The organism is Paenibacillus rhizovicinus, from assembly GCF_010365285.1.
GTDB lineage: Bacteria > Bacillota > Bacilli > Paenibacillales > Paenibacillaceae > Paenibacillus_Z > Paenibacillus_Z rhizovicinus.
The window spans coordinates 4,300,115-4,326,254 of the sequence record NZ_CP048286.1; the positions used below are offsets into that span (position 1 = coordinate 4,300,115).

The window sequence follows — 26,140 nt, forward strand, 5'->3', positions numbered from 1 at the left end:
ACCAGTCCGTTGCGTCTGACGAAGCCATCTAAGTCTGGATTGAAAGCGCTTTAGCTGAAAAGAGCTGCTGCTGGTCACAGAGAAAATGAGGCGAGGAGGATGTTGATGAAACGCTTTGCACGAAGGTTCAGGAAAGGGTTGCTGCCGCTGCTCAGCTTAAGCTTGATTAGCTCGATCGCAAGCTTCGCGGGTACCGCGGCGGCCAGCGCGACAACGGAATCGTTCAATACGGCCACGGGTGCAATGAACGTGGATTACGCAGGATATCTGTCCAAGCATGATGTCGTGTTCAACGCGCCTGTCACGGATCCCAAAAGCGGATTGACCGTGGGCAACGGCAAGGTGGGGGCGATGGTATGGAACGCGGCCACGGGGCTTACGATGCAGGTCTCCGGCGCGGACGCTTCGGAGGAAGGCTTTGCATCGGGAGGACTGGTCAATCTCACGACAAGCCCCGGGATGGACACGGGGTACTCCTCGTTCCAGGAGCGTCTGTCGTTATACGACGGCCTCGTGACGACCAAGTACGATAACAACCGGACCGTTACGATTCTCGGGTCGCCGAATTCGGAGGTCCTCGGCATTCACGTGGACGACAGCCGCACGGGCGTATCGAACGTTGCGCTGGATTTAAGCCTGTGGGACGTAACCGGTTTCGGCGGAGGCGACGTGCCGGACATTACGACGTGGAGAACGGTGTCCGCGTTCGCGGATGCGACAACGGTTGGGCTTAGCAGGGGGCAGACCGACGCCAATCACTTCGGCTATACGCTGGCGGCCACGGTGGAAGGAGCGGGGTTCACGACGCAGACCGTGAGCGGCAGCAAGGTGAGGCTGAACATCACGCCTTCGTCCAGCTACACGATTTGGATTTCCTGCGCAAGCAGGCTGAACGCGCCGAACTATGATTCGGTGAGCCAGGCCAAGAGTCAGTTGAATGCAGTCAAGGGCACCGGCTATTCAACCACGTTAACGAATTATAAAAACTGGTGGCATGCGTTCTGGGCCAAGTCCTTCGTGCAATATTCCAACGCGGCCGGCGACGCAGATTACTTGGAGAACATCTATTACCTCGGCACCTATATGATCGCCGCCGGCGGATACGGCAACTATCCGTTTCACTTCATCAACGGGGTATTCAGCGCGGTCAAAGACGATGACAGCAGCAAGTGGAGCAACGCGTATTGGTACTGGAACCAGCGGGACATCTACAATTCCTTCCTCGCCTCCAACCATGCCGACATGATGAACGTGTTCAACAATATGTACAGCCGTAATTTCAGCGCGTTGAAGTCGTATACGATGACCCGGTACGGCATCGACGGCATCTGGGTGCCCGAGACGATGGGGTGGAACGGCAGCGCGGCCGGGACGATCGGCAGCGATTTCGTGAACGACATCTATTCGACCGGCGCGGAAGCGGCGCTTAACATGTATGCCCAGTATAAATACACCAACGACTCGGCCTACCTGAGCGGTACGGCGTATCCGTTCATGAAGGAAGTCGCGAAGTTCTACGCGGGCAAGCTGACTCTCAATAGCAGCACCGGCAAGTATGAGATGGCTTCTTCCAATGCGCATGAAACCTATTGGGACGTCCAGAACGCGATTACGGATCTGGCTGCCGTACGAAGCCTCTTCCCGAAAGTCATCCAGTCGAGCCAGACGCTGGGCCTCGACGGCACGCTTCGCGCCCAGTGGCAGAATATCCTGGACAACTTGGCGTCTTATCCAGTTGACCCGAGCGATCCGAACAAGTACTTCCCGCACACGCCGCCGGCTTCCACGATCCGCAACGGGGAGAATATCGTGCTGGAATTGCTCTGGCCTTACAGCGTCAGCGGCATCGGGGCGTCCGATTACCAGAAGCTGGTCAACAATTTCAACAGCCGCATCTTCACCTACGGCGCCATCTGGGATCCCGGCGCGATTCAAGCGGCGCGGCTCGGACTCGGCGACAGCGCCTTCCAAGGGATGAAGACGATGCTTCAGCGTTACCAGACGCTGCCGAACGGACGGACGAACGATTCGAACGGCGAGTTCGAGTATCTGGGCGTGCATTTGTCCGCGGTCAACGAGTCGCTGCTGCAAAGCTATAACGACAAGATCCGCGTCTTCCCGGCGCTGCCGAGCGACACGAACTTCAACGCCAAATTCACGCTGCTTGCCAGCGGCGGATTCCAGGTAAGCGCGGAGAAGGAAAGCAATGAAATCAAATACGTAGGCATCAAGAGCCTGTACGGCAATCCCGCTACCGTGGTGAATCCGTGGGGCACGCAGCAAGTACAGGTGAGAAGAGCGTCGGACAACGCAATTATTATGACCTCCTCCAGTGCCGAGCTCAGCTTCAATACCGCAGCCAATACGGTGTATGTAGTGGAACGTACGGCGAAGCCGCTTAGCAGCTACACGTATACTTCGCTTACCGGCACGGCGAATCAGGGCGCGAAGGCGCTCGGCGGCACGGCCAGCGTTCTCGGCTCCTCCGCGAGTTCCGGCGGAACCGGCGGACTGGTCAATGACGATGCGTCTGCCGGATTCGCCTACGGCAGCGGATGGAATAACAGCGACGGCAGGGGACTGGGCGATTACAACGACGACATTCACTATGCGGTGACGAACGGAGCCACGGCCGAGTATACGTTCACGGGGACGGGCATCGATTACTACAGCGAGAAGAACAGCGACATGGGCAATGTGGACGTTTATATCGACAATGCGTTCAAAGCCAATGTCAATCTGAACGTCAGCGGTTCACGGCAGGTACAGCAGGTTGTCTACAGCATCACCGGTCTGGCGAGCGGAAGCCATACGATCAGGATCGTCAGCAAAACGGCACAGGTCGCCTCGATCGATGCCTTCAAGGTGTACACGGCGGGAAGCGGTGGCGGCAGCGGCAGCGCAGCTCCGATCGGATCGACGATTACGATGAAGGCGATGGCCAACGGCCTGTTCGTGACGGCCGACAATGCCGGAGCAGATCCGCTGATCGCGAATCGGACGGCCGCGGGGCCGTGGGAGCAATTCGTCGTGACTGACGCGGGCAGCGGCAAGATCGCGCTGCAGGCCGTGGCCAACAGCAAGTACGTGACGGCCTCGAACGGCGGCGCTGGCAGCTTAATCGCGAGCGCGACGACGATCGGCAGCGCCGAACGGTTCACTTGGGTCGCGAACAGCGACAATACGTTCTCGCTGCAAGCGGCGGCGAACGGTCAATACGTATGCGCCGACAATGCGGGGGCGAACCCGCTGATCGCAAACCGGGCGACGATCGGCGTATGGGAGAAATTCCAACTGTAAGATCACCTTTAGGAGGTTGAGAATCATGAGGATGCCCAAGAGAACGCCTAAGAGAATGCTGTTCGCGGCACTAGCTGTCCTGCTTGCCTTGCCGCTATTCCTTCAAACGCCTGGAAAAGCGAATGCCTCGACGCCGGTCATCGGCGAGACGATCGCCCTCAAGGCCTTATCCAACAACAATTACGTAAGCGCCGATAATGCCGGCAACGATCCGCTCATTGCGAACCGGACGTCGGCCGGCGTCTGGGAGCAGTACGTCATCCGCGATGCGGGAGGCGGCTTGTATGCGCTGCAGGCGAATGCCAACGACAAGTATGTTTCCCGCCAAACGACCAGCAATTATCTGGTTGCGAACGCAACGACGATCGGCGCGAACGAGAAGTTCCAGATTATCGATGCCGGAGGCAGCAATATCTACATCAAGTCCAATTCCAACGGCCTGTACGCGGATGCGGATATTGCTCCGACCTTGCCGATGATCGCGAACCGTACGAGCGCGGGCCCATGGGAAACGTTCGAGAAGGTCGTCATCTCCAGCCCGCAGCTGCAGGGCCCGCACTACTTGGGCGTGACGTTCGGCTTCTCCGACACGACCTTGCACGGCGGTTCCTACGTCAATCAAGGGAACTCGATCTTCAATCTGCCGCTGTTCAAAGCGACGGCGGATGAAGCCAAGTTCTGGGATAACTACGTCGAGGAATTGGTCACGTCGGGCGTCGACTTCGTAGCGCCGACCATTCGGGGATTCTTGGATCCGGCGATGAGCGCCAACAGCGGAGGAGATACGCGGAAGCTGAGCGGACTGGTCGACGCCATTAACCGCAGGGGCGCGGCCGGACAGCTCAAGATCAGCGCGCTCGACGACACGCCGGCTTCGATGACGGACAAGAAAAACGCGTTTAAGCATGGCACGGGCGGTTATAACCCGCCGTTTGACATCGGAGACGCTACAGGCGCAGGGGAAGGCGGCTACCAATACATTTGGGACCACAATCTGCGCGCGTTCTTCCAAGCGGTTCCGGACAGCATGCGATTCAAGATCGACGGCAGACCGGTCATTTACGAGTGGGGCATCGGCGATTTCGCGTTCACGAACCAAGGTAACGGCAATCTGAAGAAAATGGTCGACTACATCCGGCAGCGGGCGCAGGCGGAATTCGGCATCAATCCCTATCTGATCGTCGATCAATCGTGGCTGACCGAAGATCCGACCGTCGCTTCCGTCGTGGACGGCGTCGATGGCTGGTTTCCTGTGCCGGGCGGCAAATCGGTCACGGCCTTCAATGGCCATAACTTTGGCGTAACGGTGCCTTCTTTCCGCTTCGTCGCCGGCACGACCAGCATGATCATCGATCCGAACCACGGGCAGACGTTCAAAGATAATTTAAACGCGACCGTGCCGGGCAGCCTGGTCACGCTCGTGGAGGGCTTCTCCGACTGGGAGGAGAACACGGCCATGTGGAGAGGAAGAGACGGCGCATACGCGCAGACGCAATATGATTACCCGAACCAAATGATCAATATCTTGCGGAAATATTCGCAGAATCCGTTCCCGGCGGCGAGAAGAATCGAAGCGGAGAGCGCCGATCTGTACAACGACACGACGACGGGCAGTGCGTTCGGGGGAATCTACCGCGACGGCAGCATCGATGTCGAGAATACGGGCGACACCGGCGGCGGCTGGGATGTCGGTTCGATCGCGGCAGGCGAATGGCTGGAATGGAAGGAAATCCCGCTGCAAGGAACGGTCACGATGAAGGTACGAATTGCGACGCCGAATAGCGGCAAGCGGCTGCGTTTCGTCATCGACGGCACGGCGGGCGCGACCGTTACCCTTCCGAATACCGGCGGCTGGCAGACGTACCAGACGGTTAACGCGGGTACTTTCACGTTCCCGAGCGGGTCGTACCATACGGTTCGCATTGAAATGATCGACGGCGACTTTAACCTCAATTACTGGTCCAACTAGGGCTGACGGATTGAAAGAATGGACGAATGAACGAATGAACGAATGATCGAATGAATAAGCGGCAAGTCGCGGCCCGCTGCGTTCTTGGCAGCGCGCCTCGGCTTGTCCGCGTTTAATATGGAGGAATCAAGAATGAAGGATCAATCGACGGAATTAAGCTTGTACTCGGAGTTTTTTCGCAACAACGGTTACGTGCTCGTGAAGAACGCCGTACCGAAGGCGTTATGCGACAAGGCGATTAGCCGGATGTTCGCGTTCATGGGGCAGTCGCCGGACGATCGCGACGGCTGGTACGAGCCCGCTGCGGGCATGGACGGTTATTTCGAAGACCAGGAGCGGGGCATGCTGCCATTCTTCCACGATCAAAGCTTGTGGGACATTCGGATGTATCCTCGCGTTTACGATATATTCGCGGAGCTGCTGGGGGAGCGCAAGCTATGGGTGTCGCTCGACCGGGTCAACATGAAGCTGCCGAAGCGGGAAAACAAAGGGCAGCTGAATGCCAACTTCATTCACTGGGATACGGATACGTCCAACCTGAAGTTTCCGCTGACGATTCCTTCCGGAGGCCTGCAAGGCGTGCTCTATCTGGCGGATACGTTCGCCGATCAGGGAGGGTTCCAATGCGTGCCGGACATCTTCCGCGACTTGGAGGGTTATATAAAGCGCCAGCCGGCGAACCGGGATCCCCGCGTGCCGGACATTACCGGCTACGATGTCATGCCGATTCCGGGCGAAGCGGGCGACCTGCTGATCTGGGACGTGCTGCTGCCGCACGGCAACGGGGAGAATCTCTCGGACGATATCCGGTTCGCGCAGTACATAACGATGCATCCGGCTCCGCCCGTCAGTCATGCCAAGTCCCGAATCGATTCGTGGCGCAACTACAGCTCGACCTTCCTGCCTGAGGATCCGAGAGGCTGGGAGCGAACCCATAATGACGGCCCGGCGCAATTAACCGAATTGGGCTGGAAGCTGCTCGGCATCGACAGCTGGTAACCTACTGCGGAATGCCGTCCGTTCGCCGCGCTTCGCGGACAACGTGCATGCTCGCGCGCAAGGGATGCGAGCTCGCGCAAGAGGCTCGAGAACTCGAGGCCCGGATCTTTTCCGGGCTTTTTCCATGCCGTGCATCTGCCCGAGCAGCTACTAAGAAGCGGAATTCGGACTCCAATTTTCACGTTTTGGCCGTTTTTCTGAGAGAAGAGCGGATTTCAAACTAGTTTTCGGAGGTTCGGTTGGTCCACTATTAGGGACGTAGCCACACAGAACCTTGAAGGAGGGAGGAAGCGAAATGCAGCAGGTCGCAACGAGGCGGCCGCGCCGTTTGCGCCGATCCGGTCAAAGCGTGCTCTATTGGATGGCGCTGCCCGGAATATTGTTCTTTCTCGTATTCAATTACTTGCCGATGCTCGGAGTCATCATCGCTTTCAAAAACTACAATTTCAGGGACGGGATCTTCGGAAGCCCCTGGTCGGGATTCGCGAACTTCGAATTCTTCTTCACGTCGCCCGATCTGTTCCGGGTCACCTACAACACGCTATTCCTGAATGTATTGTTCATTGTAAGCGGGACCATCGCATCCGTCGGCACGGCCATTCTATTGAACGAAATCCGGAGCAAAGTGAGCGGACGCATCTTTCAAACGTTTATTTTCTTCCCGTACTTTATTTCCTGGATCGTCGTATCGCTCTTCCTCGGCACGTTCCTGGCGACGGACAGAGGAATCATCGACAGCGTGCTCGTGCATTTCGGCTTCGATCGCGTCGATTTCATGAACAGCCCCGGGCTGTGGCCGGCGATTCTGGTGCTGGTCTATCTGTGGAAGTCGACCGGATACGGCGTCGTCGTCTATCTGGCCGCGATTACCGGCGTGAACCCGGAGTATTACGAAGCGGCCCGCATCGACGGAGCGAACCGGTTTCAGCAGATTGTCCGCATTCTGCTGCCGCAGCTGCGGCCAACCATCCTGGTGCTGCTGATCTTGGCCGTAGGCCGGATTTTCTACGGGGACTTCGGCATGATCTACGCGCTTGTCGGGGATAACGGACAGCTGTACTCCACGACGGACGTTATCGATACGTACGTGTTCCGTTCGATGAGAACGCTCGGCGACATGGGCATGACCTCGGCCGTCGGTCTCTACCAATCGTTCATGGGATTAATCATGATCGTCGCCGCGAATTGGATTTCCAGAAAGATGAGCGACGAGAAGAAAGGCGTTCTCTATTAAGAAAAGCTGTAAATTCTCGTATTTCACGAAAGGAGCCGCTTCATGGTTGAACACAAGACATTCGGCTTCCGCCTCTTTAACGTCATCAACTATTTCTTCTTCAGCGTGCTTGGCGTGATCTGCTTGGTTCCGTTCCTGATCGTGCTCGGAAGCTCGTTCGAATCGGAACCGAATTTGAAGGCCAACGGGTTTGCGCTGATTCCGAAGCATTTCACGGTATTCGCGTATCAAACCGTCTTTCAATTGAACGCGGTCATGCAGTCGTTCCTGGTCAGCATTACGGTGACCGTGCTCGGCACGCTGATGGCGCTCTTGGTCACCAGCCTGCTCGCTTATCCGCTGGCGCAGCGGGAGATGCGGTTTCGCGGCGCGATCCTGGGCTTCGTGCTGCTGACGATGCTGTTCAGCGGCGGCCTCGTGCCCTGGTACATTCTCATCACGAAGTATTTGCATCTGAAAGATACGCTGTGGGTGCTGATCGTTCCGTACCTCGTGAATCCGTTCAATATGTTCGTGCTCAAAAGCTTCTTCGAGACGATTCCGAAGGAAATCGTCGAATCGGCCAGAATGGACGGCGCCGGCTATCTGCGCACCTTCACGAGCATCATTATCCCGTTGTCGACCCCGGGTCTGGCGACGATCGGCTTGTTCTACGCGCTCAACTACTGGAACGATTGGTGGCTGTCGCTGAATTTTATCGAATCCGACCATCTCGTGCCCGTGCAGCTGCTGCTGAAGAAGATGATTTCGAACTTGACCTTTATTTCCAGCCAGGTCGATACGTCCAAGTTCATTCAAGTGCCGGCCAACGGCGTGCAGATGGCGACGACGATCATTTCGATCGGCCCGATTATCCTGGTTTACCCGTATATTCAGCGCTACTTCGTAAAGGGACTTACGATCGGCAGCATTAAAGGATGAATCTGGCTATTGACCGATTATCGGTATAGCATATAAACAAAGGGAGGTTTCATCAGATGAGCAAGCGTCTCTCCAAACTTACGCTGCTCGCAGCGGCGGTCACGCTCATAGCCGCAGGCTGCTCGAGCAACAACGGCAATAACGGCAATGGCAGCAACACCGGCAATAAGGAATCCGGCACGAATGCGGCGGCGAACAACGGAAGCACGAGCAATGGTGCGAACGCATCCAAGAATGCGAATACGGGGACGGACGGAAACGCGGCGGCAGCCGATACCGCGCAGCCCGAGAAGCTGGACCAAGTCAGCTTGAAGCTGATTTTGCCGGGCGACAAGCCGCAGCGTTACGACGAAGTCATGAAAGCGCTCAACGAGAAACTAACCGACAAAATCCAAGCGACCTTAAGCATCCAATACATTCCGTGGGACAGCTACAAAGATCAAATTCTGGTGAAGCTGGCCGCCGGCGAGGACTTCGACTTCTTCTATGACGGCTGGTGGCAGAACTACGCCCAGGTGCTGAGCAAGAACGGCGCCATGGACATTACGGATCTCTTCGAGAAGGACGCGCCGGACCTGTACAACGGATTGACGGCCGATTACATCGATACGAACAAATATAACGGCAAGATCTACGGCATTCCGGTTCCGGGCCCGCTTGAATATCCGCAGGTCTACACGTACCGGGCCGATCTGGCGGACAAATACGGGTTCACGGCAGACAGCTTCAAGTCGATCGACGACATTACCGCGTTCACCAAGAAAGTCATGGCTGCGGATAAAACGAGAATCGGCGGCCGGTTCAACGGCGAGTACACGGGCAGCTACCAATCGATCGCCTTCCTGGGCACGCAGCGGGAATTCATCCCGAGCAACGATTTCAATTCCCCGGGCATGCTCCTTAACAACGAGCCGAAGGTCATCAACCAGTTCGAAAGCCAGCAATACAAGGACTACCTGAAGTGGGCGAAAATGAACTGGGACGAGGGGCTTGTCGACCGGGATTCCCTCTTCAGCAAATCGACGGTGACGACGGATGCCAATACGGACGTGAGCACGATCGGCGGCATCGGCAACGCGCCGGAAGGCTGGCTGGGCGACCGCTCCGAGGCGCTGTCGAAGATCGAAGCCGGCGCCCGCGTGGATGCCGTCTTCATGGAGAAGGGAACGAAGATGGTCAGTTCGTTCAAAGCCGGCAATTTCACGGTGCTCTCCCCGAGCTCCAAGAACCCGGACCGGGTGCTGAAGTTCCTGAACTTGATCTATGCGGACAAAGAAATTCGCGATATGTACCTCTACGGCATCGAAGGCAAGGACTTCATCGCCGTCGGAGACGACCAATACAAGTACCCGGACGGGCTGGACGCAACCAAGACGTTCAACAACCAATGGTGGATGGTTACGCCGTGGAAGAACACGCGCCTGTCGGCTAACGCCACCGAAACGGATAAGTCGTCGATCGCCTACATTACGGACCCGAACAATTTCGTGAAATCCGTCATCGCCGGCTTCGAGTTCAATCCGGATGCGGTGAAATCCGAAATTTCCAAAGTGTCCGCCGTCGTGGCCGAATATCGCAAAATCTTAGAGAGCGGCTCCGGCACGCAAGCGCAGCAGGATTCGAAATACGCCGAGTTTCTAGCCAAGCTGAAAAAAGCCGGCGTCGATAACATCATTGCGGAGAAGCAGCGCCAAATCGACGCATTCTTGAAGAAGTAAGGAATAAAGGTTGCCGCGGGAGCCGTGCCGGCGGCATGGCTCCCGAAGGATAACGAAACGAACCGTCCTACGGGAGAGGGGGCAAGTGCGGGCAGGCACGCCCCGAAGACAGACATCTGACCGCGAACCGCTCGGTTAGCGGCGGTATAGGCATATCCAGCAATATAACCTATACGCATGGAGGTTTGCTAATAATGAAAACGAGAAAAAGAATGCTGCTGTCGGCAATCGCATTCTTATTGGCTGTGCCCTTTTTCATGGCTTCCCCGGACCGGACCACCGCTTCGTCGGCCGTCATCAGCGAGACGATCGCGTTCAAAGCGCAGGCGAACGGCATGATCGTCACCGCCGAGAACGCGGGCAACGATCCGATGCTCGCGAACCGCACCGCAGTCGGCGTCTGGGAGCAATTCGTCGTTCGCGATGCGGGCGATGGCCTGTATGCCCTGCAAGCGAACGCGAACAACAAGTTCGTGTCCAAGCAAGCGAACGATCAATTGATTCCGACCGCGACGACGATCGGGGACAACGAGAAGTTCCAAATCATCGACGCCGGCGGCGACAATGTCTATCTCAAGTCGAATGCCAACGGCCTGTATGTCACGGCCTCGGCGTCGTCGACAGTGCCCGTGAAGGCGACCGCTGCGACGGCGGGAGCAGCGGAAACGTTCGAGCGGGTCATCGTGTCCAGCCCGATCTATTCCGGACCGCACTACTTGGGCGTCACGTTCGGATTCTCCGATTCGACGCTGCACGGCGGTCCGTACAATAACCAAGGCAACCATATCTACAACCTGCCCTTGTTCAAAGGCTCGGCGGACGAGTCCAAGTTCTGGGACAATTACGTCGAAGAGCTGACATCGGCAGGCGTTGATTTCGTGGCGCCGACGATCCGCGGCTACCTCGATCCGGCGAAGGCCGCCAACAGCGGCGGCGATACGCGCAAGCTCAGCGGCCTGGTCGCGGCCATTAACCGCAGAGGCGCGGGCGACCAGCTGAAGATCAGCGCGCTCGACGATACGCCGGCTTCGATGACGGACAAGAAGAACGCCTTCAAGCACAACACGGGCGGCTATGATCCGGTGTTCGACGTCGGCGATGCGGACGGAACGGGCGAAGGCGGGTACCAGTACATTTGGGATCATAACCTGCGCGCGTTCTTCCAGGCGGTGCCGGACAACCTGCGGTTCAAGATCGACGGCCGACCGGTTATCTATGAATGGGGCATCGGCGACTTCGCGTTCACGAACCAAGGCAACGGCAATTTGAAGAAAATGATTCAATACGTGAAGCAGCAGGCGCAAGCGGAGTTCGGCGTCGATCCGTATATGATCGTCGACCAGTCCTGGCTGTCGGAAGATCCGACCGTCGCCGACGTGGTGGACGGCGTCGACGGCTGGTTCAACGTGCCGGGCGGCAAGTCGGTTACGTATTTCAAAGGCCGCAATTACGGCGTGGCAGTGCCGTCCTTCCGTTTCGTCGTCGGTTCCACGAACATGGAGATCGACCCGAACCACGGACAGACGTTCAAGGACAATCTGCATGAGACGGTGCCTGGCAGCCTGGTGACGCTCGTGGAAGGCTTCTCCGATTGGGAAGAGAACGCGGCGATGTGGCGGGGGAGAGACGGAGATTACGATCAAACCCACTATGATTATCCGAATCAGATGATCAATATTCTGCGCAGCTACTCGCAGAATCCGTTCCCTTCGAGCATGAGGGTGGAGGCGGAAAGCGCGGACGGCTACTCCGACACGACGGCCGGCAACAGCTACGGCTTGTACAGAGACGGCGATATGGACGTCCAGGCAACGACGGACGCCGGAGGCGGCTGGAGCGTCGACGCGTCTTCGGGCGAGTGGCTGGAGTGGAAGGAAGTTCCGCTGCAAGGCGCGGTTGCCTTGAAAGCGCGCGTCGCTTCGAAGACCGGAGGCAAACGGTTCCGGTTCGTCATCGACGGCATAGCGGGCCCGACGATCAAGGTGCCGAACACCGGCGGCGCGGATAAATACGAGACGGTGAACGCCGGAACATTCACGTTCCCGGCAGGCTCGTACCATACGGTTCGCCTTGAATTCGTCAAAGGCGGCGACTTCAACATCAATTACTGGACGAATTAGGCTACTGCGTTTGCAGTCACAACTACGGCAAAAAGCCGTGTCTCTCTACTGTCGGTAGGGAGGCACGGCTTTCTTGTGCGTTTAAGGAGAGAATCTTAGCGAGACGGGATGAAAGTCAAACAAAGCTGCTCCACGATTTGTTCGGACGAATAGCCGCGTACGTCCCGTTGGAAGAGATAAGCATCGCTGCTTAACGCCATTAACAGCATATCGGCCTTGAACGTGCTGTTCGGCGGGCTTTGCCCGGCTTCGGCTGCGGTAATTTCGTCGAACAGCCTGACGCACATCTCGTGCAGCTCGTTGTACAGCGGGCTCTTCGCGCGCGAGTTCGGTCGATTGGGGGATGATGTTGCGTCCTCCACGCCGGTCAGCAGCTGCGATTTCTTCTCGCGGAACCTCATGAATAGAATGATAAGTCCGCGGAGTCTGACTGCTGGGGAAGCATGTCGGTTCTCCTCCAAATACGCTTCGATATCGTCGAACACCTGCACGAGGTTGTCCTTAATCAAATCGAGGCACAGCTCGCTCTTGTTGCGATACCGGCGGTAGAGGGTCCCCGGACCGATCTTCGCTTCCGTGGCGATTTGATTCATGCTGACCTGCGCGACGCCGTGCAGCTCGAACAGCTCGAGCGCCGCCTGCAGGATGCGCTGGCGGTTCTCGGCGGCATCGCGGCGTTCGGGACGCGGCGGGACTGGTTCGGTCTCGTTCATGGCGCATCACCTCCTCGTTATCGGTGAAAAGCAGTTATTGACAAGCGGAGACCACTCCGCTTAATATCAAGAGGAGAGTTCTCCGCTTAATATTAGCATAGGAATAAAGGAGTGTTCAACGTATGTCATCCTTCAATACTACAGCCCTGCTGGTCATGGATTTGCAGAACGGCATCGTCTCGCGTTTCGCTGATCAGGTAGCGGTGCTTGAGCCGTTTCGCAAGGCTGTGGAAGCCGCCCGTCAACATAACATTCAAGTCATCTATGTGCGAGTCGCATTCCGCGAAGGTTACCCAGAAATCAGTCCGAATAATAAGTCTTTCTCCGCGCACGCCGGTTCCGGCGGCATGAGCGAGTCCGACGGAGCGACGCAAATTCACGTCTCCGTGCAGCCGCGTCCGGGCGAACCGCTCGTCACGAAACGCCGCGTCAGCGCCTTCTCCGGCAGCGACCTCGAGGTCCTGCTGCGCGGCCGCCAAATCGACACGCTGATTCTCAGCGGAATCTCGACGAGCGGCGTCGTGTTGTCGACGCTGCGGGAAGCGGCGGATAAAGACTTCAGGCTTACGGTGCTATCGGATGCTTGCCTCGACATGGATCCCGAAGTTCACCGCGTGCTCGCCGAGAAGGTGTTCCCTCGCCAGGCAGAAGTGCTGACCGTCGATGCTTGGATCAACGCGCTGCGGAATTCCTGATGCCGATCTGGAAAAGAAACCTGTTCGTCTGCTGGTTCGGCATGTTCGTCACGAGCGTGGGCATGAGCCAGCTCGCGCCGGTGCTGCCGCTGTATATCAAGCAGCTTGGCGTGCAGGATGCGGGAGCCATAGCGCAATATTCCGGATTGGCCTTCGGGATTACGTTCATCCTGTCCGCGCTGTTCTCGCCGATTTGGGGCCTGGCCGCGGATAAGTACGGACGGAAACCGATGCTGCTGCGGGCGAGTCTGGGCATGGCGGTCGTCGTGTTCAGCATGGGCTTCGCGCATAATGTGGTTGAGTTGGTCGGCCTTCGTTTGCTGCAAGGCATCATCACAGGGTATGGCACGGCATGCACGACATTGATCGCAACGCAAACCGACAAGAACCACGCGGGCTGGGCGCTCGGCACGCTGTCTACGGCGGGGATTTCAGGCTCGCTGCTCGGACCGCTTATCGGCGGGTTTCTCGAAATGAATTTCGGCTTGAAATACGTGTTCTTCATCACGGGCGGCATGCTGATGATCGCGTTCGTGACGACGCTGCTGTTCGTCAAGGAAGATTTCGTCCGCGAGCCTAAGAAGAAAGTGCCCGGCATGAAGGAAGTGTGGAAGCTGGTGCCGGAGAAGAGCTTGACGGTCACGATGTTCGTCACCTATTTCATCCTCACGGTAGCTTTGTATTCCGTGGAGCCTGTCGTCACCGTCTATGTCGAGAAGCTGTCCGGCAGCAGCGGCCATGTCGCGCTGCTCGCGGGGTTGACCTTCTCGGCTTCGGGCCTGGCCAATATTGTCGCCGCTCCAAGACTGGGGAAGCTGTCGGATCGCATCGGCGCGCACAAGGTCATGCTGTTCGCTTTGATCGCGTCCGGCCTGCTGTTCATTCCGCAGGCTTTCGTCGGCAACGTGTGGGAGCTGATGGGGCTTCGTTTCTTATTCGGCTTGGCGGCAGGGGGGCTCATGCCTTCCGTCAGCGTCCTGGTCAAGAAGATCACGCCGTCGGCGCTGACGGGCAGAGTGTTCGGCTTCAATATGTCGGCGGGGTATCTGGGCGTCTTCGGAGGCGCGATTCTTGGCGGGCAGGTGGCGGCGTATTTGGGCGTGCAGTATGTCTTCTTGATAACCGGCGCGTTGTTATTCGTCAATGCCGCGTGGGTGTATTGGAAAGTCTATCGGAAGCTTAACCTGCGAACGGGGATGCCGCAGGGAGCGTGAGTATTGCGTTAAATAAAAAAGTCACGTTGGATCATGTAGTGCTGATTCAACGTGACTTTTTCATTATTTACATAAAATCTAAAGGCTAGGAACAAAGCGGAGCGAGCGGTCGATTGTGGAGAAGCGTCAGCGTTCGCCTTTGTTTCCGGATTTTAACCGCTAAGCCATTTATCCAAAAAATCCGGGGACAACAGCGATCGGAACAACGAACCGCACGCGCAGCGGCGTTCTCCAGCTTTAGATCATCGATCCGCACGCGCAGCGGCGTTCTCCAGCGCTTTAGATCAACGACTCACCGAACCCGATCGTATACCCTTCCGGATCCTTGATCGCGAACTCTTTCATCTGGTAATCGTTCGTGCGGAGCGGATAATGGAGGACGGCTCCCTTGGCTTGGAACTCCTCGTACAGCTCCTCGATGCCTTCTACCATGGCGAAGAGATCCACCGCATGCGGGCCATGAATCTCGTTATTGGGAGAAATGGCATTCACGTGCTCTGCATCGCTTTCATGAACGATCATATGGAGGCCTTCGCGCTCGACGAAGCCCATTTCATAGTCGCACCAGAAGCCAAGCTTGGCGTAATAGTCTAACGCCTGCTTGCGATCGGCAACGAACCGGATCGCGGAGAAATGGCTGATCTTGCTTTGTATTTTTTCCGACATGCTTATCACTCCCGCCATTGAATGAATGCCTACGCCTACATATTCGGCAATTCATATCCATTTCCTTGTAAATAATAAAGCTTAGCCTCATGAAATAAAGAGCGCTTCCATGGAGGAATTCACGTTAACCCGTTGAAGTATTCATTCAGATAGCGCCGTTACCGACCATGGCGAAATCGCGATATTTGGATGAATGGAGACGAGACGAAATGTTTACCAGCCTGTCAGACCTGCGTTATGTAACGTCCAAGCAATTCACGACCTTCGATCCGGTTACGAAAGGCAAAACCAAAAATCTGCTGCCTGGAGGCCCCGCGGTTACCGTGGCCGAAAGCGACAAGCCCGGCTTGATCAGCCGGTTGTGGCTGACGTTCCCCGGGTGGTTCTGGCGTCATTGGGATACCGGTTCCGTCAATGATCCTTCTACGTTGAAGAAAATCATTATCCGCATGTATTGGGACGGGGAAGAATTCCCTTCCGTCGAAGCGCCCGTCGGCGATTTCTTCGGCAACGGCCATTGCGAATTCCAGCATTACACCTCGCGGTATCTCGGCATGTCGAGCGGCGGCTTCTACAGCTACTTCCCGATGCCGTACGAGAAGGTGCGCATCGAGCTGCAAAATTTGCACGACAGCATTCCGGTCGAAGTGTTCTTCAACGCCAATTACGAAGAATACGACACGCTGCCTGAGGGCTCGGGCCGTTTCCACTGCCTGTTCCGCACGGGCCGGTTGAACGCGGAAGATCCGCTTCCGCTCGTAGACATTCAGGGGCGGGGACATTATGTCGGCTGCAGCCTATCCATGCAAGGAGAATCGCTGAACTATCTCTCCTACCTGGAAGCGCCGGAATACGTCTACATCGATACGGAAGATCGGGAGAAGCCGACAATCGTCGGTACCGGACTCGAAGATTATTTCAACGGGGGCTGGTATTTCCGCGACGGCGATTTCTTCGGCGAGCTGCACGGCGTGCCGATGAAGGATACGCTGCGCTCGATGATCAGCATGTACCGCTTCCACGAACGCGACGCGATCGCGTTCCAAGAAAGCTTCAGCCTCGCTTTCATTAACCCTTGGGTAGGCAGCCACTTGAAACCGTACTGGTTCTCGTCGACGGCTTACTGGTACCAGGACCGTGCAGCGGCGCTGCCGGACAAGCTGCCCGTGGACGCGTTAATGAGCATGTACAGAGTACGCGATACGGATCATCAATCGATTCCATAAACGGACTGGACACCTATAGGGACAACCGCGATAGCGCATAGAAAAGCGGCTGACGAGCGATCGTCAGCCGCTTTTCTGTTTGCAATCGACTGGTTTGGAACGGCAACATGTTGGCGGTTTCGTGCGTTTATACCAGTAAATGGAGATTTTGTACAAGGAGAGCTGAATCATGGCGGTCGCCGCGAAGTGGAAGGTATCCAAAATGTTATCCGTCTTGCTCGTCTCAAGCGCATTGGCGGCAGCGTGCGCGAATACGGATTCGGATCATGCGGGCGCGCAGCCGCAGGCATCGACGAAGAACGAGGTGACGGCAAACGCTCGCAATGAGGCAGCAAACGCGGCAGAGGTCGTTTTGGCCGACAAGCCACGGGAGGCGGAGGAGAAGGAGACGTTGTCGCTGCTGGCATCGATTCCGGACAAACAGATCTATTTGTACGCCAAAGAGCCGGAAGGCGTAAGGCTGAAGGCGGGCGAGCGCGAGGCCGATTACGATTGGCTGTATGCGACGCCAAGAGCGATCCCGCCCGTTCTGCAAACCGGCGATTACGATGGCGACGGGCATGAGGAGCTTGCGATGATTCTGAATGTCGGCTCGGGTACGGGAGTTTCGTTGTACGAGCTGCATATGGCCGAGTTCGAAGAAGGCGTGGACAGTCCGCTTGCAACGAAGACATACGAGAGCGCGGACTATCTGTCGGGGCTTAATCAAGAAGTGAAATTCAGCGCGCATGAACGCGAAGGAAAACGAGTCGGGGAGATTTCCGTTAACGGTACGATCAGCGAGATTACGATGGAGAGCTTCAAGAATGCCGAATTCGGCAATGTGAACGAGCGGCTTGCCATCGGAAGCATCGTTAATTTCGAAGCGAGCGCGGATGGGCTGCATGCGTCATTCGGCGTCGGGCTTCTGTTCGAGAAGGCCGTTACGCCTCAGTATGTGGGAAGCATCGAGGCGGATGTCGCCTACAAGGGAGACGGCTTCCAGCTGACGAATCTTCGATTCGAGGCTATTGCGGAGTACAAGGGGCGAGCCGAATGACCTTTGGCAAAATGGAATCACGCATATAGGAAGGGCCGGTTTCGTGGCTGCATGACGCAGACACGAGACCGGCCCTGTTTATTGCGGGGGATGGTACAGTCGCTAACGGGGGGCGGCCTTGCTTAAGACTTGCTCTCCGTGACTTCTTCTTTGTTATCGGCAACCAGCTCTTTGGCAGAGGCCTTGAATTCATGCAGGGTGCGTCCGACCGCACGGCCCAATTCAGGCAGCTTGGAAGGTCCGAAAATAATAAGCACGACAACGAGGATCATCATGAGACCCGGGAAACCTACGTTTTGCAACATGCGAATCAACTCCATTCGATTAATTGGTCAGGCGGCAGCGGCAGCTGCATGAAGACAGGTTCGGCCAGGGAAGCAGAGTGGCTGAATTAATCCGGATTAATCTTGATTATGGTTGCTCGGATAAGTGGCGACGGCTTCGATCTCGATCAGCCAGTCGGCGTTGACAAGGCCGGCGACGCCGACGGTGGAGCGGGCGGTTTTAACAGGATTTTCCGGTGTGTTGAAATATTTCGCATAGGCGTTGAACCAGCCGTCGAAGTCGAATTTGCCGCCCTTCGCCGCATCCGGCGCGACATAGACGCGCAGGTACGTGACGTCTTTCAACGACAAGCCTTGCTCTTTCAGCTGCTTCTCGATATTTACCAAAATGCTCTTGCCTTGCGTCTCCGTATCGCCGTAGCGCTCGTAGACGGTTTTGCCGTCCTTGTTGATGACGGACGGCGTCGTCCCGCTCGTCGTGAAGGTAGCGGTGCCGCCCGGCGTAGCGACGGCGCTGGCGATGGAAGACTTCGGACTGCCGTAGAATTCCGGCTCGTAGATCGGAGCGAGCGGATATTTGCTCGGCGTAATGGCGGCATAGACGCTTGCGGTCGCGGCCAGGCAGGAAATCACGATAACGCCGGCGGCGATTTTAACTTTACGAGTAAACTTCATAAGTTATTCCCTCCTGAATGGGCTGGTAACGGATGGGACGCCGCGCCAGAGGGCGCTTGGCGCCAACTGCAAAAGGCGAGTATCGAGCATGATTGCCATAGGATTGAAACGTTGTTGAAGGTTGATGCCGTTGAACATGAACGGCGGTAAGAATAAGCGGCGGTAAAAGACTATTCTTTCATGACGCGTTCATGAATGTCGGTGACGACGGAGCGCGCGGACTCGATGGCGCCTGCCATCCAAGCGGTAATGTAGCTGATGTGCTCGCCGGCGAGATACACGCGTTTGTCGGGACGGCACAGCACCGGATAGTTCGTTTTCCGGTCGTCGGCCGAGTAGGACACCCAGCTGCCCATGTTGTATTTGATCGTTTTCCAGTTCACGGAGAACGAAGATTCGAACTCTCTATAATATTGCGGGTGGATCTTGCTGCCTTGATCCAAGGCAAGCGCTTCGCGCTCTTGGAAGGTCAGAGCCCCGATCTTATCCGCTTTGGCGCCTTGCGCGTAGTAGCCGAGCAGCAGGCCCTTCTTCGCCATGTAGTTGGTCGGCGGATAATAGATGGAGGAGATGTCCATGTTCGTCAGCGTGTTGCCGCCGAAGATTTGATCGTCTTCCTCCCAGAAGCGGCGCTTGAACTGCAGGCCGATCTTGCCGGCGTTCGCGTATTTCGTATTGTTGATCGCCGTCGTCATTTCTTGCGACAGGTCATGCTTGATCGTCTTCAGAACGGACAGCGGAATCGTGCAAATGCAGAAGTCGCCTTCGATTTGCTTCGCTTCTCCGCTCAGCAGATCTTTGTACGAGACGATGACTTTCTCGCCGACATGCTTGATTTCCGTGACTTCCATATTGTGCTTGATCTTGCCGCCAAGCCGCTTCTCGAATGCCTTCGGAATGGCATCGATGCCGCCAACGGGGTGGAACATCATCATTTGCTGATCGTACTCGTATTCGCTCGAGAAGAAGCTCGAGAAGCCGGAGTTGATGATGGCTTTCATGTCGAACGGATCACGGATGACGCCTGCGTCGAGACGCGAGCCCGGTTCGTCCTTGTAGCCGCCGCGCGACGAGCCTTTGTAGAACAGGTCGACGTCGAGGTTGCCCTCGGAACGGAGGTAGGCGACGACTTTCGCTTTCTCGTCCGGCGTGAGCGGCAGGTCGAGGCCCGGCTGATTGACGGCTTTGGCCAGCAGTTCGCTGATATAGCCTTTCGCATCGGCCTTCGCGGCGCGTTTGCGGACGCGGGTGTCGGACAAGGAGCTGTTGACGCCCGTATTGTAATAATAGGCGCTCTCGTTCACGTTATTGAACGGCTCCATTTGGATGCCGAATTCCCGGCAGTATTCCATCGTGACATGGAATTGCGGGATGCGCATGCAGCCTGCGTTCAAGTAATGGCCATCGTCGAAACGCGCGACCTGCTTCTGTCCGCCGACTTCCGTCACGGTCGTGCCGCGGCGAACCGACCAGTTCCGGCCGCCGGTGCGGGCACGGGCTTCGAGGATGGTGCAGTCGTAGCCGGCTTTGCCCAGCTCGTAAGCGGATGTCAGACCGGCGAGACCCGCGCCGAGAATGATGATTTTCTTGCCGGAACGGTTCGTGCCCTTCAAGTCCCAGCTGGAAGGAGGCTCGTATTCCGCGGCCTGCATCGTTTCTGGCGTGAACAAGCCCATCGTTCCCATGACGCTGAATACGGCAGCGGCACCGCCGATCTTGCCCACGGTCGTCAGAAATTGTCTGCGCGACCATTCGTTTGGCGTTTCTTTCGTTTCCATGCGCTTCAGCTCCTTTGTGGTTCGTCTGTCCGACTTGAGAGCAATGTAGCATGGTTTTTTTAGGCGGGGCCAATATTTTGTGAGAATATCTAACATAAATAAAGTTTATAAGACTGATAGAAAATAATAATTGACTAATCATCGTTAGGTAAAAACACCCAAATATAGAGCTTTTCTATAATATGGAAGCGATTTCAATTGTAATTAACAGATTTGGACGGGCTGTCAGACCCATTGAATTAAAACCAAAGTGCTGTTATATTTCCAACTAAGATAGTTGTGTTATGTTTTATAACATGTTCTGTAATGAGAGTCACCCGATTAGCAACGACTACTTGTACTAGGGGAGGCTGTTGGACGATGACTGACAAAGTAATGAGCATCGGAATCGTTTGCGATTTGACGGGACTGACGGAAAGGCAAATTCGGTATTATGAGGAGCGGCAGTTGATTTTTCCGGTTCGCTCGAAGGGCGGCGCGCGCAAATACTCGTTCGGGGACGTGGAGAGGCTGAAGGAGATCAACGATAAGCTGAGGGACGGATTCAATACGTTCGAGCTGAGAAAAGCCGGAAGGTTGTGAGGAGCATGAAAGTAGTTGAAGAAACGATGACGCTGATCGGGCATCTGACCGAGCTGCGGACCCGAATCTGGCGAATCCTTGCCGTCTTCATCGTATCGATGGGCGGAGGGCTGTATCTGTCGCCGAAGGTGCTGCGCTATTTGAAGAGCGTCCCGCCCGGCTCGAATATGACATGGAACGTGTTCTCGCCGTGGGACGGCATTCGGATGTACATGACCATTGCAGTCGTATTCTCGCTTACGATATCGCTGCCGTATATTCTGTATCAATTGTGGGGCTTCGTGAAGCAAGGCCTTCATCCTGAGGAGCGCTCGGCGGCGCTGCGTTACGTGCCGTACAGCGTCATCTGCTTCCTGACAGGGCTCGCATTCGGCTATTTCGTCGTCTTCCCGATGAGCTTCGCCTTCACCTCCAAGATCACGAAGAGCATGCAGCTCGTCGAGACGTACGGCGTCGCGCAGTATTTCGGCTTTATGTGCAACATCGTTATCCCGCTCTCCATCGCCTTCGAGCTCCCCGTCGTCGTCATGTTCTTGACAAAGATCGGCGTCCTGACGCCGACCGTGCTGCGCAAAATGCGGCGTTACGCGTACTTGATCCTCGTCGTCGTCGCCAGCCTCATCTCGCCGCCGGAGCTGATCTCCCATATGATGGTCTTCATTCCGCTCGTGCTGCTTTATGAAATCAGCGTCCTGCTGTCGAGCATCGTCTACGGGCGGAAGAAGAGCGCAGCGCTGGCCGAAAGCGCGGGCGCGTAGCATCGCGGGCACGGTGAAATCTGGCTTATGCTAAGAGCAGCATTACGCGTTAAGCGCAAATCGCCGTGCGTTGCATGGCCAAATGAAGGTAGAGCCTACGGCAGACTCGCCAGACACAGGTAGCCGAAGGCAGGTTGCAGAGGGCAGACTGCCAGGCGCAGGTCGCAGAGGGCAGTCCGCCAGGCAAGTCGCCGAGGGCAGACCGCGAGGCGCAGGTAGCCGAGGGCAGAAAAACGCCGCTCCCCGTTCAGATGAACGTGGTAGCGGCGTTTTTCTGCTTCCGTTTCCTGTTTTCAATCTCTAACGAACCGTACGCACCTTAAACAGCTGAAATGAGCGTCATAGTAAGAATAACGAATCTGACACACCTTATTCCGGCGTAAACAGCTTTCTTGCAGGGGGTTTCAGCCAAATAGCGCCGTTGGGATTCGTTACGTTGCAGAAAGTCGTAAAATGGAGCGAATAGCGCGGACTGGGTTCGTTAGCGCCACTTGTTTGAACCTACTAATACAGCAATTCACACTCACGCCGCCATCCTGCTCTCGCATCGGAAAACACTCACTCACCGTCCTGCTTGTACTCATTCGCCGCCCGCCGCCAGCCTGCCCACGCAGCGGAACGCACTCACTCGCCATCCTGCTTGTACTCATTCGCCGCCCGCCGCCATCCTGCCCACGCAGCGGAACGCACTCACTCGCCATCCTGCTTGTACTCATTCGCCCCGCCCCGCCATCCTGCCCTCGCGGCGGAACGCGTTCACTCGCCGTCCTGCTTGTACTCGTTCGCCGCCCGCCGCCATCCCGCCCTCGCGGCGGAACGCGTTCAAGCCGCCAGTCTGCCCTCACAGCGGAACACGTTCACTCGCCGTCCTGCTTATACTCGTTCGGCGTCATGCCGACCTCCTGTTTGAACACCTTCGCGAAGTAGGAGTAGTTGGCATAGCCGACCTTCTTCGCGACGGCGAACACCGACAGATGCGTCGTGCGGAGCAGCTGCTTGGCGGCGGCGATGCGCGCCCCGATGACGTAGGTGCCGAGCGATACGCCGGTTTCTTTCTTGAACAATCTGGCCAGGTAATCGGGGTGGAGGTAGACGATTTCCGCCAGGCTGATCCGGGTCAGATCCTCGCCGTAATGCGCTTGGATGTATTGTTTGATTTCTTCCGCGACGGATTTGGGCTGCTCGGCGAAATCGCGGTAGTCCATCGCGGTGTTGACCAAGTAGTGCAGGTAAGCTTCCATATCCTCGATGGAGTTCAAGGAATGGGACAATAAGCGCTCATTATTCTTGCCCGTATACAGCTGATGCGCCTGAATGCCCTTGGACTTGAGGAAGGCGTAGACGAGCTGCATCATATCCAGCCGGAACAGGCCGAGGACGGACGTCGTGAAATGCTCATGGCGCGAGGGAGCGGTTAAATACCGGTTCGTTTCGGCCAGAAAATCATCCGGAAGGTTCCGGTTCAACAAGTCTTCCAGCCGTGCCAGATCCGGCGGCATATAGGCCTCGTCGGTCGGCCGGAGATAATGCTCCGCGAAGAAGATTTGATTGCGCCGCTTGGCGATCTCGTCATTCAGCTGCAGCAGCTGCCGGATAATCGGGCTGATGTCTTCGAGCCGGCCGGACAAGGCGACGATGCAGCAGGCGTCGCATTTCAGCGAGCGGTTCGCTTGCTGGATGAACGAGGCGCACAGCTCGTCGATTAACTGGGAATCGGGAGGCTGGTTCCATTTCAGGACGGCGATCCAATTATGCGCGCTGTACTCCAGTACCGTTTCCACGGTAAACAGCGGATTCTTGAACAGCTCGTACAGCACGTTGAGCAGCGCGAAATCGAACAGGTTCTTCTCGTCTCTTCCCATGCTGCCGTCATACGGGAACAGATTGAACAGCACGGGCTGCACGAGATCGCTCATGCCGCAGGAGAGATTCTGTTCTTCGACGGCGCGCGCGACGTCCGCAGGCTTGAGGGGGAAAGAGACGCTGCCGCTGATCAGCTTGCGCCAGAAATGCTCGAGGATCTTCGCTTGATTCCGCTGCCAGTAATACCCTTCCTGAATGGCCTTCTCCTGTTTCTGCTGTTCGTTCGCCCGTTCCACGGCTTTCCGGATAATCAGCATCAGCTTATCGAATTGAATCGGCTTCAGGAAATATTCGAAGCTGCGCAGCTCGATCGCTTTCTGGGCATAGTTGAAGTCGGCGTAATTGGTCAGGAAAATCGCCTGAACGTTGTAATTCTCCTCGCGAATCCACGCTAGCAGCTCCAAACCGCTTCCTTGCGGCATCTCGATGTCGGAGATCAGAATCCGAATCGGATGGTTCATCAGAATTTCGCGCGCTTGGGCGACATTATGGGCGGTATAGACCGTTTCGATGCCAAGCGACAGCCAGTCGATCTTCTTCTCCAGCGCGGTCACGACAAAGTAATCATCGTCCACGAGCAATACGTTCATCGGGCTACGCTCCCATCTCGGTTGGATTCGCCGGAGGATCCGGAAGATACAGGGTGATGCAGGCGCCTCCGCCTTCCCGGTTCGAGAAGCGGATATACGCGTTCTTGCCGTACAGATATTCCAGCCGCTGCACGGTATTCATGATGCCGATCTGCGTTCCGTGCGTCTGGTCGAGCGGCTGTCCATGCTGCAGCTTCGCCAAGACGTCCGGGGGGAATCCGGGACCGGTATCCGAAATCCAGATGACGGTCATCGGCTCGTCCTCGATGATTCTTCGATCGACGGTCAGCGCAATCAGCGCTTCGTTGTCCCGCGAAACGGCGTATTTGATCGCGTTCTCGATGAAGGTTTGCAGCACGAGCGGCGGTATCGGCGTATGCCGCGAAGGCTCGGCCAGCTCGATGCGATAGTCGAACGAGTCGCGGTAGCGGTTCTTCTGAATATCGAGATAAATGCGTACATGCTCGATCTCGTCCTCCATGCGAACGAAGTCCTGTCCGTTCTGGAAGATATAGCGGAAGTAGTCCGACGTGGACAAGGCCATCTGCTGGATTTCCCCGGTCATGTCCATCTGCGCCATGCTGTGAATGGTCGTCAGGCAGTTGAGGAAGAAATGCGGTTTGATTTGGAGCTTCGTATAGTCCAGCTGGATGCGCTGCTTCTCGATCTCGCGTTCGTAAATATCGATCTTGTACGTCTTGATTTGCGTGACGAGATGAGAGAATTGCTTATTCGCTTTCTCAAGCTCGACGATCTTGCTGCTGGCGATGTCCAGCGGTTCGCCGTCCTCGGTCCAGAAGGCGAGGTTATACGAGAAACTCTTGATCGGCTGAAGCACCTTGTTCTTGAAATACAGCAATATGAAGCACAGGCTGCAGGCGACGATCAGAGCGAGAAGCACGATCAGCAGCTGGGCGATCATGATTTTCTCGAACGCGCCGAATTGAATGACCAGCTTGACGAAGAACGAAGCGTTCGTAAACTCGCCGATGACCGTCGTTTTGGTTTGCAGCACATTCATGAGCGAGAACCCGCCCGGCTTCGCATTCAGCAGCTTGCCATTATTCGTAATCGGGCTTGTGACGAGCGAGCCGTCCGCGGTCGCCAAGGAGGCGTAGCCGTTCTCGCCCAGATTGATTTGGCGCAGGGGGCGGATCAGTTCGTCCGCGGCGATCAGGCAGATAATATAGCTGTCGTGATAGGGAACGATATTAATGAGATAAAATTTCCCGGCCAGCTGAACGGTCGACCAGCGGGAGTAGAACTGGTCATAGATGATCTTGTCTTTGATATAGACGTTGATCTGCTGCTGCAATTCCTGATACTCCTTGTACGTCATTCCCATAGGCGCGCAGTTGAGCAGGAAATTCTTATCCTTGAAGAAGAGGAAGAAGTTATAGGCTTGCCCGTAGCTTTGCTGCAGCTCGACGAACCGGCGGTAGAGCGCGCTGTTGGCTTTGATGAACTCGGTTTCGTCGGTGGCGTGCTTCTCCATCACTTTCACGTTCTCGTCGTTAGCCAGCGTCCAGCCCATGAAATGGTTGAGATACGAGAAATCGCTGTTGATCCGGTTAATGTACAGGTTAGCCGTATCCCGCAAGTCGCGCGCGGACTGCTGTTTGACGATCGCGATCGACGCGAAGCTGATGATGAAGTCCAAGATCAGCGCGGAGAACGAGATGACGAGAATGATTTTGACGTAATGCTGGATCGGATATAGCTTGCTCTCCGCTTGTTTGGCCATCTGCCCCGCAGCTCCTCGCTATCTGCCTCTGAATGCGACATCCATGGCGTTG

20 protein-coding genes are annotated in these 26,140 nt (G+C 56.3%); 13 read left to right on the forward strand and 7 right to left on the reverse strand.

Features of this window, described 5'->3' with window-relative positions; translation table 11 throughout:
- The first annotated feature begins 105 nt into the window (after window positions 1–105).
- The 7 genes from GZH47_RS19345 to GZH47_RS19375 all read left to right on the forward strand — a co-directional run bounded on the left by GZH47_RS19345 (window position 106) and on the right by GZH47_RS19375 (window position 12,261).
- Window positions 106–3,300, forward strand: coding sequence for a glycosyl hydrolase family 95 catalytic domain-containing protein (locus tag GZH47_RS19345; protein ID WP_225446129.1), 3,195 nt, complete (start codon window positions 106–108; stop codon window positions 3,298–3,300).
- A gap of 25 nt (window positions 3,301–3,325) precedes the next feature.
- A complete protein-coding gene (locus tag GZH47_RS19350) occupies window positions 3,326–5,269 on the forward strand; it encodes a DUF5010 domain-containing protein (protein ID WP_162642588.1) in 1,944 nt (647 codons plus the stop codon).
- A gap of 132 nt (window positions 5,270–5,401) precedes the next feature.
- Window positions 5,402–6,268 carry a phytanoyl-CoA dioxygenase family protein gene (locus GZH47_RS19355; RefSeq protein WP_162642589.1) on the forward strand — a complete coding sequence of 289 codons (867 nt, stop codon included), beginning with the start codon at window positions 5,402–5,404 and terminating at the stop codon, window positions 6,266–6,268.
- A 295-nt stretch (window positions 6,269–6,563) separates the two neighbouring features.
- Window positions 6,564–7,502, forward strand: a complete 939-nt coding sequence (locus tag GZH47_RS19360) for an ABC transporter permease (protein ID WP_162642590.1) — start codon at window positions 6,564–6,566, stop codon at window positions 7,500–7,502.
- Window positions 7,503–7,544: 42 nt separating this feature from the next.
- Window positions 7,545–8,423, forward strand: a complete 879-nt coding sequence (locus tag GZH47_RS19365; RefSeq protein ID WP_162642591.1) for a carbohydrate ABC transporter permease — start codon at window positions 7,545–7,547, stop codon at window positions 8,421–8,423.
- Window positions 8,424–8,479: 56 nt separating this feature from the next.
- On the forward strand, window positions 8,480–10,141 hold the full coding sequence (locus GZH47_RS19370) for a DUF3502 domain-containing protein (RefSeq protein WP_162642592.1): 1,662 nt from the start codon (window positions 8,480–8,482) through the stop codon (window positions 10,139–10,141).
- Window positions 10,142–10,335: 194 nt separating this feature from the next.
- Window positions 10,336–12,261: a DUF5010 domain-containing protein gene (locus tag GZH47_RS19375; RefSeq protein WP_162642593.1), complete on the forward strand. Its 1,926-nt coding sequence runs from the start codon at window positions 10,336–10,338 to the stop codon at window positions 12,259–12,261.
- A gap of 95 nt (window positions 12,262–12,356) precedes the next feature.
- Here GZH47_RS19375 and GZH47_RS19380 read toward each other — a convergent pair whose 3' ends face one another.
- Window positions 12,357–12,974: a TetR/AcrR family transcriptional regulator gene (locus tag GZH47_RS19380; RefSeq protein WP_162642594.1), complete on the reverse strand. Its 618-nt coding sequence runs from the start codon at window positions 12,972–12,974 to the stop codon at window positions 12,357–12,359.
- Window positions 12,975–13,096: 122 nt separating this feature from the next.
- Between GZH47_RS19380 and GZH47_RS19385 the strand changes: the two genes are divergently transcribed.
- Window positions 13,097–13,669, forward strand: a complete 573-nt coding sequence (locus GZH47_RS19385) for a cysteine hydrolase family protein (RefSeq protein WP_162642595.1) — start codon at window positions 13,097–13,099, stop codon at window positions 13,667–13,669.
- Window positions 13,669–14,883: a multidrug efflux MFS transporter gene (locus tag GZH47_RS19390; protein ID WP_162645327.1), complete on the forward strand. Its 1,215-nt coding sequence runs from the start codon at window positions 13,669–13,671 to the stop codon at window positions 14,881–14,883. Before GZH47_RS19385 ends, GZH47_RS19390 begins: the two co-directional genes overlap by 1 nt.
- Window positions 14,884–15,162: 279 nt before the next feature.
- Here GZH47_RS19390 and GZH47_RS19395 read toward each other — a convergent pair whose 3' ends face one another.
- Window positions 15,163–15,549, reverse strand: coding sequence for a VOC family protein (locus GZH47_RS19395; protein WP_162642596.1), 387 nt, complete (start codon window positions 15,547–15,549; stop codon window positions 15,163–15,165).
- 209 nt (window positions 15,550–15,758) lie between these two features.
- Here GZH47_RS19395 and GZH47_RS19400 point away from each other — a divergent pair, with 209 nt between their 5' ends.
- Both GZH47_RS19400 and GZH47_RS19405 read left to right on the forward strand, forming a co-directional pair.
- Window positions 15,759–16,775 (forward strand): glycoside hydrolase family 172 protein, encoded by a 1,017-nt coding sequence (locus GZH47_RS19400; protein WP_162642597.1) that lies wholly within the window; start codon window positions 15,759–15,761, stop codon window positions 16,773–16,775.
- Window positions 16,776–16,944: 169 nt separating this feature from the next.
- The gene (locus GZH47_RS19405; RefSeq protein ID WP_162642598.1) at window positions 16,945–17,814 is read left to right on the forward strand and encodes a hypothetical protein; all 870 of its coding nucleotides are present in this window, start codon (window positions 16,945–16,947) and stop codon (window positions 17,812–17,814) included.
- 122 nt (window positions 17,815–17,936) lie between these two features.
- On the opposite strand, the gene GZH47_RS19410 is transcribed toward GZH47_RS19405, so the two are convergent.
- The 3 genes from GZH47_RS19410 to GZH47_RS19420 all read right to left on the reverse strand — a co-directional run bounded on the left by GZH47_RS19410 (window position 17,937) and on the right by GZH47_RS19420 (window position 20,551).
- Window positions 17,937–18,119: a twin-arginine translocase TatA/TatE family subunit gene (locus GZH47_RS19410; RefSeq protein WP_162642599.1), complete on the reverse strand. Its 183-nt coding sequence runs from the start codon at window positions 18,117–18,119 to the stop codon at window positions 17,937–17,939.
- A 96-nt stretch (window positions 18,120–18,215) separates the two neighbouring features.
- Window positions 18,216–18,773: a RidA family protein gene (locus GZH47_RS19415; RefSeq protein WP_162642600.1), complete on the reverse strand. Its 558-nt coding sequence runs from the start codon at window positions 18,771–18,773 to the stop codon at window positions 18,216–18,218.
- A 170-nt stretch (window positions 18,774–18,943) separates the two neighbouring features.
- Window positions 18,944–20,551, reverse strand: a complete 1,608-nt coding sequence (locus GZH47_RS19420) for a flavin monoamine oxidase family protein (protein ID WP_162642602.1) — start codon at window positions 20,549–20,551, stop codon at window positions 18,944–18,946.
- 360 nt (window positions 20,552–20,911) lie between these two features.
- Here GZH47_RS19420 and GZH47_RS19425 point away from each other — a divergent pair, with 360 nt between their 5' ends.
- A complete protein-coding gene (locus GZH47_RS19425; protein ID WP_162642603.1) occupies window positions 20,912–21,133 on the forward strand; it encodes a MerR family transcriptional regulator in 222 nt (73 codons plus the stop codon).
- Window positions 21,134–21,138: 5 nt separating this feature from the next.
- Complete coding sequence (gene tatC, locus GZH47_RS19430; RefSeq protein ID WP_162642604.1) at window positions 21,139–21,891, forward strand: twin-arginine translocase subunit TatC; 753 nt, start codon at window positions 21,139–21,141, stop codon at window positions 21,889–21,891.
- An 857-nt stretch (window positions 21,892–22,748) separates the two neighbouring features.
- Here tatC and GZH47_RS19435 read toward each other — a convergent pair.
- Both GZH47_RS19435 and GZH47_RS19440 read right to left on the reverse strand, forming a co-directional pair.
- Window positions 22,749–24,344 carry a response regulator transcription factor gene (locus tag GZH47_RS19435; protein ID WP_162642605.1) on the reverse strand — a complete coding sequence of 532 codons (1,596 nt, stop codon included), beginning with the start codon at window positions 24,342–24,344 and terminating at the stop codon, window positions 22,749–22,751.
- Window positions 24,345–24,348: 4 nt separating this feature from the next.
- Window positions 24,349–26,088: a sensor histidine kinase gene (locus GZH47_RS19440; RefSeq protein WP_162642606.1), complete on the reverse strand. Its 1,740-nt coding sequence runs from the start codon at window positions 26,086–26,088 to the stop codon at window positions 24,349–24,351.
- Between the last annotated feature and the right edge of the window lie 52 nt (window positions 26,089–26,140).

Coding starts and splice junctions, on each gene's coding strand:
- GZH47_RS19375 (WP_162642593.1), top strand. CDS start 10,336: ATGAAAACGAGAAAAAGAATGCTGCTGTCGGCAATCGCATTCTTATTG.
- GZH47_RS19360 (WP_162642590.1), top strand. CDS start 6,564: ATGCAGCAGGTCGCAACGAGGCGGCCGCGCCGTTTGCGCCGATCCGGT.
- GZH47_RS19345 (WP_225446129.1), top strand. CDS start 106: ATGAAACGCTTTGCACGAAGGTTCAGGAAAGGGTTGCTGCCGCTGCTC.
- GZH47_RS19405 (WP_162642598.1), top strand. CDS start 16,945: ATGGCGGTCGCCGCGAAGTGGAAGGTATCCAAAATGTTATCCGTCTTG.
- GZH47_RS19390 (WP_162645327.1), top strand. CDS start 13,669: ATGCCGATCTGGAAAAGAAACCTGTTCGTCTGCTGGTTCGGCATGTTC.
- GZH47_RS19435 (WP_162642605.1), bottom strand. CDS start 24,344: ATGAACGTATTGCTCGTGGACGATGATTACTTTGTCGTGACCGCGCTG.
- GZH47_RS19385 (WP_162642595.1), top strand. CDS start 13,097: ATGTCATCCTTCAATACTACAGCCCTGCTGGTCATGGATTTGCAGAAC.
- GZH47_RS19365 (WP_162642591.1), top strand. CDS start 7,545: ATGGTTGAACACAAGACATTCGGCTTCCGCCTCTTTAACGTCATCAAC.
- GZH47_RS19380 (WP_162642594.1), bottom strand. CDS start 12,974: ATGAACGAGACCGAACCAGTCCCGCCGCGTCCCGAACGCCGCGATGCC.
- GZH47_RS19420 (WP_162642602.1), bottom strand. CDS start 20,551: ATGGAAACGAAAGAAACGCCAAACGAATGGTCGCGCAGACAATTTCTG.
- GZH47_RS19425 (WP_162642603.1), top strand. CDS start 20,912: ATGACTGACAAAGTAATGAGCATCGGAATCGTTTGCGATTTGACGGGA.
- GZH47_RS19400 (WP_162642597.1), top strand. CDS start 15,759: ATGTTTACCAGCCTGTCAGACCTGCGTTATGTAACGTCCAAGCAATTC.
- GZH47_RS19410 (WP_162642599.1), bottom strand. CDS start 18,119: ATGTTGCAAAACGTAGGTTTCCCGGGTCTCATGATGATCCTCGTTGTC.
- tatC (WP_162642604.1), top strand. CDS start 21,139: ATGAAAGTAGTTGAAGAAACGATGACGCTGATCGGGCATCTGACCGAG.
- GZH47_RS19355 (WP_162642589.1), top strand. CDS start 5,402: ATGAAGGATCAATCGACGGAATTAAGCTTGTACTCGGAGTTTTTTCGC.
- GZH47_RS19440 (WP_162642606.1), bottom strand. CDS start 26,088: ATGGCCAAACAAGCGGAGAGCAAGCTATATCCGATCCAGCATTACGTC.
- GZH47_RS19395 (WP_162642596.1), bottom strand. CDS start 15,549: ATGTCGGAAAAAATACAAAGCAAGATCAGCCATTTCTCCGCGATCCGG.
- GZH47_RS19370 (WP_162642592.1), top strand. CDS start 8,480: ATGAGCAAGCGTCTCTCCAAACTTACGCTGCTCGCAGCGGCGGTCACG.
- GZH47_RS19350 (WP_162642588.1), top strand. CDS start 3,326: ATGAGGATGCCCAAGAGAACGCCTAAGAGAATGCTGTTCGCGGCACTA.
- GZH47_RS19415 (WP_162642600.1), bottom strand. CDS start 18,773: ATGAAGTTTACTCGTAAAGTTAAAATCGCCGCCGGCGTTATCGTGATT.